General features: G+C 53.8%; 10 protein-coding genes. All 10 read left to right on the forward strand.

The window, feature by feature from the left end:
* The first annotated feature begins 74 nt into the window (after window positions 1–74).
* The 10 genes from I2D94_RS10825 (at window position 75) to I2D94_RS10870 (ending at window position 12,089) form a co-directional block, all read left to right on the forward strand.
* Window positions 75–1,997: an aconitate hydratase gene (locus I2D94_RS10825; RefSeq protein WP_195396901.1), complete on the forward strand. Its 1,923-nt coding sequence runs from the start codon at window positions 75–77 to the stop codon at window positions 1,995–1,997.
* A gap of 164 nt (window positions 1,998–2,161) precedes the next feature.
* On the forward strand, window positions 2,162–3,493 hold the full coding sequence (locus tag I2D94_RS10830; RefSeq protein WP_072683367.1) for an MATE family efflux transporter: 1,332 nt from the start codon (window positions 2,162–2,164) through the stop codon (window positions 3,491–3,493).
* A 469-nt stretch (window positions 3,494–3,962) separates the two neighbouring features.
* Window positions 3,963–4,892: a DUF5131 family protein gene (locus I2D94_RS10835; RefSeq protein WP_195396903.1), complete on the forward strand. Its 930-nt coding sequence runs from the start codon at window positions 3,963–3,965 to the stop codon at window positions 4,890–4,892.
* Window positions 4,893–5,615: 723 nt separating this feature from the next.
* Window positions 5,616–6,623 (forward strand): D-alanyl-D-alanine carboxypeptidase family protein, encoded by a 1,008-nt coding sequence (locus I2D94_RS10840; RefSeq protein WP_072683366.1) that lies wholly within the window; start codon window positions 5,616–5,618, stop codon window positions 6,621–6,623.
* Entirely contained in the window at window positions 6,620–7,195 is a 576-nt protein-coding gene (locus I2D94_RS10845) for a nucleoside recognition domain-containing protein (protein ID WP_195396904.1), read from the forward strand. The genes I2D94_RS10840 and I2D94_RS10845 overlap by 4 nt, the downstream gene beginning before the upstream one ends.
* Window positions 7,185–7,697 carry a nucleoside recognition domain-containing protein gene (locus I2D94_RS10850; protein ID WP_072683364.1) on the forward strand — a complete coding sequence of 171 codons (513 nt, stop codon included), beginning with the start codon at window positions 7,185–7,187 and terminating at the stop codon, window positions 7,695–7,697. The genes I2D94_RS10845 and I2D94_RS10850 overlap by 11 nt, the downstream gene beginning before the upstream one ends.
* Before the next feature lie 67 nt (window positions 7,698–7,764).
* Window positions 7,765–8,499, forward strand: coding sequence for a pseudouridine synthase (locus tag I2D94_RS10855; protein ID WP_072683363.1), 735 nt, complete (start codon window positions 7,765–7,767; stop codon window positions 8,497–8,499).
* Window positions 8,499–9,179 (forward strand): YjjG family noncanonical pyrimidine nucleotidase, encoded by a 681-nt coding sequence (locus tag I2D94_RS10860; RefSeq protein ID WP_195396906.1) that lies wholly within the window; start codon window positions 8,499–8,501, stop codon window positions 9,177–9,179. The genes I2D94_RS10855 and I2D94_RS10860 overlap by 1 nt, the downstream gene beginning before the upstream one ends.
* Before the next feature lie 259 nt (window positions 9,180–9,438).
* On the forward strand, window positions 9,439–10,278 hold the full coding sequence (locus tag I2D94_RS10865; RefSeq protein ID WP_195396907.1) for a LysR family transcriptional regulator: 840 nt from the start codon (window positions 9,439–9,441) through the stop codon (window positions 10,276–10,278).
* Window positions 10,279–10,409: 131 nt separating this feature from the next.
* Window positions 10,410–12,089 carry an FAD-binding protein gene (locus I2D94_RS10870; RefSeq protein ID WP_195396908.1) on the forward strand — a complete coding sequence of 560 codons (1,680 nt, stop codon included), beginning with the start codon at window positions 10,410–10,412 and terminating at the stop codon, window positions 12,087–12,089.
* Window positions 12,090–12,279 lie beyond the last annotated feature (190 nt).

Raw genomic sequence — 12,279 nt, forward strand, 5'->3', positions numbered from 1 at the left:
TTTACTTTTCTGTGTAAAGACTTTCAAAAGCGGAAACGAGCTGATATAATAAAGTCTATGAAAGAAGGGGTTGGATGAAGACACTGGCGGAAAAAATCTTAGCGGCGCATTGCATAGCGGGCGAGCTGAAGGCGGGAATGCCGATTGAAATCAAGATTGATCAGACGCTGACACAGGATGCGACGGGGACGATGGCTTATTTACAATTTGAGGCGATGGGATGCGAGCGGGTCAAGACGGAATGCTCGGTGAGCTATGTCGATCACAACACGCTGCAGAACGACTTTGAAAACGCTGACGATCATCAATACCTGCGCACGGTCGCGGATCGTTACGGCATTCTGTTCTCCCGGCCGGGCAACGGGATCTGTCATCAGGTGCAGTTGGAGCGGTTTGACAAACCGGGCAAGACGCTGCTGGGTTCGGATTCCCATACGCCGACCGCCGGGGCGATGGGGATGATCGCAATCGGCGCGGGCGGACTGGACGTGGCCTGCGCGATGGCGGGTATGCCGTTTTCCTTAACGATGCCGAAGATCGTCAACGTGCGGCTGATCCACCGGCTGCCGCATGGCGTCGGGGCGAAGGATATTATCCTGAAGGTTCTGTCGCTGATGAGCGTCAAAGGCGGCGTCGGCAAGATCCTGGAATATACTGGTGAAGGTCTGCTTGATTTAAGCGTACCGGAGCGCAGTACGATCTGCAACATGGGGGCGGAGCTGGGCGCGACGACGTCGCTGTTTCCCAGCGATGAAAATACCCGTGAGTTTTTAACCAAGCAGGGCCGTGCGGCTGACTTTATCGAGCTGAAGCCCGATGCGGACGCTGTGTATGACGAAGTGATCGAAATTGACTGCGCCGCGCTGAAACCGCTGGTCGCTTGTCCGCATTCCCCGGATTTAGTCAAGCCGGTCGAGGAGCTGGCGGGGTTGAAGGTCGATCAGGTCGCGATCGGTTCCTGTACGAATTCCTCGTTTACCGATTTGCTGGAGGTGGCCCGGATTCTCAAAGGCAAGACCGTTCATCCGGAAGTTTCACTGGTGATTTCCTTCGGCTCCAAGCAGGTGCTGCGGATGCTCAGCCGCTGCGGGGCGCTGGACGATCTGATCGCGGCGGGGGCGCGGGTGCTGGAAGCGACGTGCGGACCGTGTATCGGAATGGGACAGAGTCCGCAGTCAAACGGCGTCTCGCTGCGCACGTTCAACCGCAACTTCTATGGCCGCAGCGGCACGCTGAGCGCAGGGATCTATCTTGTTTCCCCAGCCACCGCGGCTGCCAGCGCGATCGCCGGGGTTCTGTGCAGCGCGGAAACGATCGACTATGCCAAGCCGGAGATGCCGGACGCTTATCTGATCGACGACACGATGCTGATCCAGCCCAGCTGCGATCCGGCGGTGGAAATAAAACGCGGCCCGAACATCAAGCCGTATCCGGTCAAGACCCCGTTAGCGGAAACGATTGAAGCGCAGGTCATGATCAAGGTCGGGGACAACATCACAACCGATCACATCATGCCGGCCGGAGCCAAGATTTTGCCGTACCGCAGCAACATCGAAAAGATCAGCGAGTTCTGTTACAGCCAGATCGATCCGCAATTCCACGATCGCTGTCTGCAGTATGGGGGCGGGTGGATTATCGCCGGGGAGAACTACGGGCAGGGCAGCTCGCGCGAACATGCCGCGCTGGCGCCGATGTATCTGAAGATTCAGGCGGTGATCGCCAAGAGCTATGCCCGGATTCACCGCCAGAATTTGATCAACGCCGGAATTGTGCCGCTGGTCTTTGAGCGGCCGGACGACTATGAGCGAATTGCGATGCTCGATACGCTGGCGCTGGACTGCGGCAAGCTGGCGGAAGGCCAGCCGCTGACGATCACGGACGCGAAGGGCTTCTCCTTCACGGTCCAGCATCATTGTACTGCGCGGGAGCTGGAAATTCTGCGGGCCGGCGGTCTGTTGAACCTGATTAAAAACAAGAATCAGAAAACTGAAGCATAACCTGAAAGCTGACGCAAGTCAGCTTTCTTGATGTTTTCTTCAACTTTGAAATGCTTAGGCCAATGCTTTCAGTGGCAGATCGCGCTTATTAACAGAAAAACAAAATTGAACTTCCCGATAAGAAAGCGTATAATCAGACAAGTTCAGAGAAATGGGGGAAGACAATGTTTACCAATCAAAAGTTAAAACAGCTGATCATACCGTTAGTGATCGAACAGATTCTGGCGGTGTTGGTCGGCATGGCAGATATCATGATGGTCAGCAGCGTTTCTGAGGCTGCGGTTTCGGGCGTATCGCTGGTCGATTCGATCAGCATTCTGATCATCAATATCTTTGCGGCGCTGGCCACCGGGGGCGCGGTTGTCGCGGCGCAGTATCTCGGCCGGCGGGAAGAGGAACAGGCGTGCTTCTCCGCGAAGCAGCTGATCTTGTGTACGACGGCGATTTCCGCGGTGATCATGGTGATGTTTCTGATTTTCGGTCATCAGCTGATTTCCCTGATCTTCGGCAAGGTGGATCCGGAGGTGCTTGCCAGTGCGCAGACCTACCTGTTTATCACGTCGATGTCCTATCCGTTTATCGCGTTGTATAATTCCTGCGCGGCGTTATACCGGGCGATGGGCAATTCACGGATTTCAATGGTGACGTCGCTGATCATGAATTCGCTCAATATCGTCGGCAACGCGATTCTGATTTACGGTTTGGGCATGGGCGTGGAAGGTGCGGCGATCCCGACGCTGATTTCGCGGATCGTCTGCGCGGTGCTGATCGTCGTGATGCTCCGGCATCGGCAGGATCAGATCCGTTTGGATTCGTATTTCCATCTGGGCTTTGACTGGACGATGATCAAACGGATCTTACAGATCGGTGTCCCGAACGGATTAGAAAACGGCATGTTTCAGATCGGCAAGATTCTGGTACAGAGCTTAGTCGCGATGTTCGGCACCGCTTCGATCGCGGCCAACGCCGTCGCCAACAACTTCGCGTCGATGGAAGTCATTCCCGCCGCGGCAATCGGTCTGGGCTTGGTCACGGTGGTCGGCCAGTGCGTCGGCGCCGGGAAGATCGAGGAAGCGCGATATTATACGAAGAAGCTGATGAAATGGGCGTATATGGCTTCGATCGCTTTGAACGTCTGCATTCTGCTGGGAGCGAACGTCTTACTGAAGCTGTATAATCTGTCGCCGGAAACGCTGGATATCGCATTTAAGCTGTTGTTTATCCATGGCTTCTTCGTGATGGTGATCTGGCCGGTTTCCTTCACGCTGCCCAATGCGCTGCGGGCAGCCAACGACGCGCGTTTTACGATGAGCGTTTCGATTGCGTCGATGTGGATCTGCCGGATCGGTCTGAGCTATGTGTTCGGGCTGGTTTTCAAGCTGGGCGTCGTCGGCGTCTGGCTGGCGATGATCTGCGACTGGTTTGTGCGTTCCGCTTTCTTTGCGGTTCGCTTCCGCGGCGACCGCTGGACCCGCCGTCAGTTAATCGAAGGCTGAGGCCGGTATCTGAAGTAGGGACAGCCGGGAAAGCGGCAGGAATGTCGTGTGCCGCAAAGGACTGTTGGAAGGCTCTCATGCTTCAGCCGATTTTTGACGAGCATCCCAAGCTGGCGCAATTTCAGCTGACGGCGGGGATGGTTGCTCGGCATAAGGGCTGGCAATATTGTCGGATCTGATCACACCGTCAACATTGCTGAAGCGAAATCCTGCTTATCTGAAAGTCTTTGAGCTTCAGGATGGGATTGGCTGATCGTGATCCGCAAGCTGATGTTTACGATCGGCACGCAGGGCCGCTTAATCGAGCTGATTTATCAAGACCAAGGGGAAATTGAAGAATTCTGACAGAGCGCAGGATTCTTTTCTTTTTCTGTGGTCCGTTTCCTCAGGAATCATTCTAAAAAACTTGAAAATAATTCAATGTTTCGCTACAATGAAGAAAACAGGAAAAAGAAGGGTGGCGATCCCGATGCATGATATCTGGAATCCATGGCATGGCTGCACGAAGATCAGCGAGGGCTGCGAGCATTGTTATATGTATTTTCTCGACCGCCAGCGGGGGCAGGACGGAGCCCAGATCCGGCGGGTTGCAAGTGGCTTCGACATGCCGGTAAAGAAAGACCGGCGCGGATATTATAAGATTCTAAGCGGCGAGCGGGTGCGCGTATGCATGAACTCTGATTTTTTCCTGGCTGAGGCTGACCTCTGGCGAAAGGAAGCCTGGCAGATCATGAAAAAACGTTCGGACGTTATCTTTTTCCTGCTGACAAAACGTCCTGAGCGTGTGGCGGCGTGTCTTCCGGCGGATTGGGGAACGGGTTGGGAAAACATCTTTTTTAATGTGACCGTGGAGAATCAGAAACGGGCGGAATCGCGGATGGACTGGTTATTGAAGCTGCCGTTTCAACATAAAGGGGTGATGTGCGCACCCTTGATCGGTCCTGTCGACTTGTCGCCATGGCTCGCCAGCGGCCAGATCGAACAGGTGATCTGCGGCGGGGAAAATTACGATGGCGCGCGGCCTTGCGATTATCGCTGGGTTCAAGCTCTGGGGGCGCAATGCCGCCGGGCCGGGGTGACTTTTAATTTCATCGAAACCGGCTCGGTTTTTGTCAAAGACGGGAAAACATACCGCATGCCGTCCAAGCGCCTGCAAAGTGAAATGGCGTGGAAATCCGGACTCAGCTTCCGCGGCCGTCCGCAGGTCTTTCATTTGAAAGACGAATATGGCCCAATTCCGCCGGAACGGTTATATCAGCCTTATTTTGGATCCCATTGCCAGCGCTGCGGCGGACAGCTGACCTGCAACGGCTGCACCCACTGCGGGCGCTGTGAGAAAAAGCAGACGACGTCAGGACACCCATTGCAGCTTGATCGGATTACCGGAAAGAAGGACTGAACGACGTTAAAAATCGGCGAATTTTCCAAACTGAAGCCGATCTTGATCCGCAAGCTCCGCTGCTGGTTGTCCGGGGGCTGGAAGAAAACGGAAAGCATCTCAACGGCCCCGATCGGCAAATCATACAGTACGGACTTTGGAATGAAATGGATTCGCAGCGATATCTGACTGAGATTCAGATCCCGGTCCGCAATGAAATTGAAGTTCCTCCTGGCTCACGAACAAGAGGAATTTTATTTTTTACTTGACTCTCACAGCGTGTCAGGGTTTATCGTGAGATCACACGAAAGGAAGGCATCGTGTGGCGCACGTATATCGACGCCCATGAGAGGCATGCCGATCCTGGCCCTCAAGCCATATTCACCTGGCTTTGACCGTCTGGAAGCGCCGCGGGTGGTCAAACTGGTGTGAGGCGCTGGCAATGAATTTGGAACAATCCGACGAGTTTAACTGAAAAACGAATCTTTTTTTTTATTAAGACCACGGACAGGAAAAGCGCGGCGGCTTCAAAAAGAAACTGCCTGAACGATGTTTTTTTTGATTCGGGAAACCGGCGAGGAGAATCCGTTCGCAAATCCTGCCGGAATGGCTTTGGCGCAAACGTTTAGCAAATTCAGTCCGGATTTTGAAAAAGAATGGCAATCGAATACTGTTAACCCTGTGAAAAAGACCTGATTCTTGATCGGCGGGCTGGAACATACACTGTCAAACAGGAGGCGCTGTATGAAAAAGATTGCGGTATTTTTTCTGACGCTGACGTTGTTCTGGACGCCGCTGCACGCGGATGGTTCGTATATTGTGATCAGCGGCAACGACGGCAATGTTCTGGAAGCTGAAAATGAACACGAAGTTCGCTCGATCGCCTCGATCTCAAAAATCATGACCGCGGTGGTCGCGCTGGAAAACGGGGATTACATCGACCAGTGGATTATCGGCGACGAAGTGACGAATGTGACAGGCAGTATGATCTGGATTCAGAAAGGGCAGCAGGTTTCGATGCGTTCGCTGCTTTACGGCATGATGTTAAAGAGCGGCAACGATGCGGCGGTTGCGATCGCCCACCGGGTCGGGGGCGGATCGGTTGAAAAATTCATTCAGATGATGAATGAAAAAGCGGCGGCGCTGGGGATGAAGGATACAGAATTCCATAACCCCAACGGCATGGACGTTGAGGAGGAAGGCAATTATTCCACGGCGTATGATATGGCGCTTTTGATGCAGTACGCGATGACGCTGCCGCAGTTTCGGGAGATCGTTGCGACGCAGTTTTACACAAGCGAATGGGGCTCACGCTGGAAAAATTCCAACAAGCTGCTGAGTAATTTTGAATTCTGTACCGGCGGCAAGACCGGTTTCACCAACAAGGCCGGGGAAACGCTGGTCACCGCAGCGCAGAACGGCGAGCTGGAATACATCGTCGTGACGCTGGCCGTGCCGGACCGCTGGACGTTTCACGAACAAAAGTATCGGAAAGCGATGGAAATGTGCGAGCTGATCACGCTGCAGCCGGCCGGTTCGATCGAACAGGAAGGCTATATCGCTCAGCTGGACCAGCCGTTTGAAGTCGTCGTTAAAAAGGAAGAAGCGGGACAGGGACAGTACACAATGACGCTCGATAAAAGTAAAAATGAGCTGACGCTGTGCTGGACCGATCCTTCGCACACGGTGGTCAAGACACTCCCGGCCGTTAAGCCGCCGCGGAAGTTCTGTTTCTGGAGGTGGTGCGTATGAATCTGATCTGGATCCTGTTGATTCTGGCTTCACTGACGTATGGTCTGTTGACCGGATCAGTCAGTTCTGTGAATCAGGTAATCGTCAACGTCGGCCGCGAGACGCTCGAGCTGGCGCTGCCGTTGGTGGCGGCGACCTGTTTCTGGAGCGGAATTCTCAATATCGCGCGGGAGGTCGGCCTGCTGAATATGCTGCAAAAGCTGTTGTCTCCATTGCTGCGGTTTCTGTTTCCGGATCTGCGCGACGATCCGGAAGCGCTGGGCTACATTGCCGCCAACATTACAATCAATGTATTCGGACTGGGCTCGGCCGCAACGCCCAGCGGCCTTAAGGCGATGGAGTGCATGCAGCGGCACAATCCGGAAAAGAAAACCGCCAGCCGTGCAATGGTCACGTTTTTAGTGCTGAACACCGCCGGCGTGACCATCTTGTCAACGACGATCGTTTCGCTGCGCGCGCAGTTCGGCGCGCTGAATCCGACCGATTTCATGCCGCTGGCGATCATTGCGACCAGCTGTGCGTCGATCGGCGGCCTGGCGCTGGATCGGTGGGTGAATTACCGTGGAAAGTAGCCTGTATATTCTGCCGATCTTAATCCTTTTGATCTTCGCGTTCGCCCTGCTGCGGAAGTTCAATGCCTACGACGCGTTTGTCAGTGGCGCGAAAGAGGGACTATCGTTGTTTGTCACGCTGTTTCCGAGCTTGCTGGCGATGATGTTTGCGGTGTCGCTGCTGCGGGAAAGCGGGCTGTTTACCGTGATGGCCCGACAGCTGGGCAACGTGTTTCCTGCGATTCCTTCGGATATCTTCGCGCTGGCCTTCTTCCGTCCGATCTCCGGCAGCGCGTCGCTGGCGATTCTCGTCGATATCTTGAAAACGCTGGGACCGGATTCGCTGGCCGGCAAAATGGCAAGCGTCATTCAGGGCTCGACGGATACGACGCTCTATGTCATCACGCTCTACTTCTCTTCGGTCGGTGTGAAGAAAATCAAAAATTCGCTGCCGATCGGTTTGTTTGCGGATGTGATCGGCATCGGTGTAGGTATCTGGCTGACGCTGCAATTCCTTGTTTAACGCCGATTTCTCTGTTCTTTCCCGGTCTTGTCTGGTAAAATAAGAAGGCAAAGGATGGAGATAAACGATGGATCGATTACAAAAAATTATTGCGGCCAGCGGTCTGACCTCCCGGCGCAAGGCGGAAGAATGGATTCTGCAGGGACGCGTCAAGGTCGACGGACAGGTCGTAACGGAGCTGGGTGTAAAACCGCGCAAAGGGGCTTTGATCGAAGTTGACGGCAAAGCCATCGCGCGTGAAGATAAAGTCTATTATGTCATGAACAAGCCGAAGAAGGTGCTGTGTACGCTCAATGACGAGCATGACCGGCGGACGGTTGTGGATTTGATGACGGATGTGCCGCAGCGGGTGTTCCCGGTCGGCCGGCTGGACTACGACACAACCGGCGTGCTGATCATGACGAACGACGGAGAATTCGCGAATGAAATTATTCATCCCCGCTATCATATCGCCAAGGTGTACGAGGTGACGATCAACGGGATTTTGAAAACGGAAGAAATCAAACAGCTGGAACAGGGCGTCGTACTGGACGATGGAATCAAGACGCTGCCGGCGAAGCTGTGGGTGACGAACAAGGATTTCGCACATGAACAGACGATGTTTGAATTGACGATTCAGGAAGGCCGCAACCGGCAGATCAAGCGGATGCTGGAAGTCTTTGGCTACGAGGTGCGCCGGCTGCATCGGCGCTCGTTGGGTCCGATCACGGTCCGCGGCTTGAATCCTGGCGAATATCGGCTGATGAAACCGTTTGAGGTCAAGCAGCTGCGCCGGCTGGCGAACGAGGGACGGCTGAAATAATGCGGTACAGTACATTGTTGTGGGATCTGGACGGCACGCTGTATGATTTTGAAAAAAATCAGGAGCGGTCGCTGCGGCGGATCCTGGAGGAATTCGGCGTAGACGCCAGCGAGGAAAATGTGGCGTGTTATCTGCGGATTAATCATCAGCTGTGGTCGGATTACGAGCAGGGGCTGATCGGCAAGCAGGTGATCGAGGATACCCGCTTTCAGCGGACGTTTGACGAACTGGGCGTTGCCGCCGACGGTCTGGCGGCTTCCCGGGCTTACCGCAAACTGCTGATGCAGGGCTACGATCTGCTTGCGGGCGCGCGTGAAATCATGGAAGCACTGCAGGGAAAAGTGGAAATGGACGTCATCACTAACGGCGACGGTCCGACCCAGCGGCAGCGGTTAGCGGGCGCGGACATGGCGAAGTATTTTACACATCTGTTCATTTCGGATGAGCTAGGTGTGCAGAAGCCGCAGGCGGAATTCTTTGCGCCGGTGCTGCGAACCATCGCGGAAAAAGATCCGCGGCAGATTCTGGTGATCGGCGACTCGCTAAGCTCGGATATCGCCGGCGGTCAGGCGGCGGGATTGGATACTTGTTGGTTCAATCAGAAGCATCTGCCGCTGACGTTAAAGCAACAGCCGACCTGGCAGATCGACGCGCTGGATCAGCTGTTGGAAATCTTATAACGAGAAGAAGAAAGAAAACAACGGACTTTGCCTCTGGCTCAAGCCGGCAGAAGTTCGTTTTTTTGTGCGGAAAATAGGACTTTCTGAATCCGGACTTGACCCGGTTCAAGAAATTGGGTAAAGTTTTTTTAAGGATTTAATTTGAATCGCAAGGGGAAAGAAAATCAGTCTTAAGGATCGGGGAAATCATCAGCTGGTTGGATGTGTCTGATGATTTTGCGCATAATGTTAAAAAAACTGACAGATGGAGGGCGGAAACATGGAAATCCAGCAGTTGAAATATTTTGTCAGCGCCGTTGAATATGGCAGTATCGTCAAGGCGTCGCAAGCCTTGTTCATCACCCGGCAGACGATCAGCGCTGCGCTGACGCAGCTGGAAAACGAACTGGGTTTCAGTCTTTTAGAAAGGGGAAAGAACGGCGTCGAATTGACGAATGAGGGACGGCTTTTTTACGATCGGATCGCCCGTCAGTTTGATGAATTCAACCAAATTGAAAAGGAAATGAGGGAGTTTTCCAGTCAGTACCGGCTGCCGATCAAACTGGGGATCGTCAGCTGGGCGGATCAGCGGGAAGTCGCCATTTTTGAAAACTGGATTCAGGAACATCCCGAAGTTCAGGCAGAGATTTTGTTTCTGAGCGGAAAGCAAAGCAACGCGCTGCTCAAACAGGGCGAGCTGCATTTCTGTCTGACAACCATGCCCAGCGAGGCCAATCTGAACTTTACCAGCGAACAAGTCGCGGAATATCCGCTGATGCTTGCCGTGCATAAAGCCAATCCTTTAGCGCAGAAGACCGTCGTTACCGCGCAGGATTTTCACACCCAGACGATTCTGACGACGACGCTGGGCTATGGGGCGCTGGAATATACCGGTCAGAAATGGATGCCGTTTGAGCCTGAGCAGCGCCAGATCTGCTCGGAAGATCCGCTCTACCTGTATTCGCTGTTGGCGATTAACCGCGGGGTTATGGCCTGCCATGGGCAGAATACGCTGATCAATCAGATGCGGGATATCCGCCTTTTTCCGATGGTTTTACCTTCCCTTATTTTCTGCGGACGTCCTCCGCGACGATGCGGAAACGCCAATATGACGAGGTAGCCCGGGAACTGATCCGCTACCTGAAACAAAATTTATGAACTGATAAATTCGGATGACAGACACTGGTTGTTTTTGCTTCTGTTTCTTTTTTTGCGAACTTGATAAAATATTATCAAAAAGGAGAGAAAGAAATGAAAGAATATTCACGCAGAGAGTTCATCAAAGGCGCTGCGGCCGGTGCCGTCGGATTAGCCGGCTTATCGCTCATCAGCGGCTGCGGCACGACGCCCGCCGCTGCCCCTCAGAATCAAGAACTGAGCTGGGATCAGGAAACGGACATCATTGTTGTCGGAACGGGCACGGTGATTACCGCCGCGATTGCGGCTTGTGAAATGGGGATTGCGTCGATTACCGTATTGGAGAAGGATGAAAATATCTTCGGCGGCACTTCGACTACCTCCGGGGGCGGTTATGCGCTGCCGGGATTCCTGAATGATTTTAAGGAAGAAAACAACGGCGACAGCCGGGAGAAATGTCTGTCCTACATGCAGGCTGTCGGCGAGGATCGGATGAGCCGGGCGGTAATGGAATCATTTGTTGATCATGCTCAAGAATATTGCGACTGGACAAAACAGACACTGGGGTGGTCGCGGTTTATCCATTCCGGCGCGCATAATGATTATTACGACCGCTACCCTGACAGCATCGTCGTCGGACGCGGTTCGGCATTTCCGTTGGACGCGGATAACCAGATGATGATGGCCGGCGCGCAATGGAAGCAATATCGGGAATATGTTGAAACGCATGATCAAATTCAGCTGATGATGGGCACTGCGGCAGAGGAGCTGATCGCCGATGAGAACCACAAGGTCATCGGTCTGGTGGCGCGGCAGGGCGAAAAAACGCTGCGGATCAAAGCGAACAAGGGTGTAATTTTAGGCACCGGCGGATTTGACTACAATGAAGCGATGCGCCGGAATCATCTGTCCTTCCCGTTGTATCGTTCCTGTTCCAGTCCTAACAACACCGGCGACGGTCAGAAGATGGGCGCTCGATTGGGCGCGCAGCTGGCGCTGATGGACCGTTATCTGGGCGTGCCGTTTGTTTACGACAACCCGGTGTGGAACGAAGGCGACGACCGCAACTACGGAATTATGGCGACGTCCGCGCTGGCGGATTGGGCGTGTTATCTGAAATTTCCGCATGCCATTTGCGTGAATGCCAGAGGCGAACGTTTTGCGGATGAAAGCCGCGAATATGATGTGTTCAGCCGGGCCTTCAGCGCTTACGACACAGGAACGCTGAAGTATGCGAATATTCCGGGATACTTCATTTGCGATGCGGATTATACATCGCAGTTTAAACTGCCGGGCGGGGCAACGATCGACGCGCTGCCGGACTACATCACCCGCTATGACACTCTGGAAGCTCTGGCTGAAGGTATGGGCATCGACAAAGAAGGGTTGTTAAAGCAAGTCGAAGCGTTTAACGGGTATGTGGACGCCGGGGTTGATCCGCAATGGCACCGCGGCGAAAGTGAAAACGCACTGCGGACGCTGCAGTCGAATACTTATGTAGCGCTGCCGGAGGCCGATTTCTCTCAGTTTACGACGCTGACGGCAACCTTGGGGAAAATTGAAAAGGCGCCGTTCTATTGCTGCCGGTATGTGCCGGGAACCTGCGGAACGCGCGGCGGTTTGTTGACCGACGGCAACGCGCAGGTGCTGGATCAGGACAACAACGTGATCGAAGGCTTATATGCCGCGGGCACCTGTTCCACCGGTGTTGCCGGTTATTGGGCAGGGGGAGCCTGCATTTCGCAGGGCTGTGTCATGGCCTATGTTGCGGCAAAGCATTTGGCGGGAAAATAATTGATACCAGTTTGGCGAAAAGAAGCGCTGATGATCTGGAAAAACGGGAAGCAGGAAGACGTTTGATCCTGAAACGAAGGAAAAGAGATCTGAACGTTTAAAAGACAAATTGAAAAACCAGAATTGAAAAAGAAGACTTCGGCAGAGTGAAACCTCTGAGAAGTCTTCTTTTTGATCAGCGAGATCCCCG

Source organism: Holdemania sp. 1001302B_160321_E10, from assembly GCF_015552275.1.
In the GTDB taxonomy this organism is placed as follows: domain Bacteria; phylum Bacillota_I; class Bacilli_A; order Erysipelotrichales; family Erysipelotrichaceae; genus Holdemania.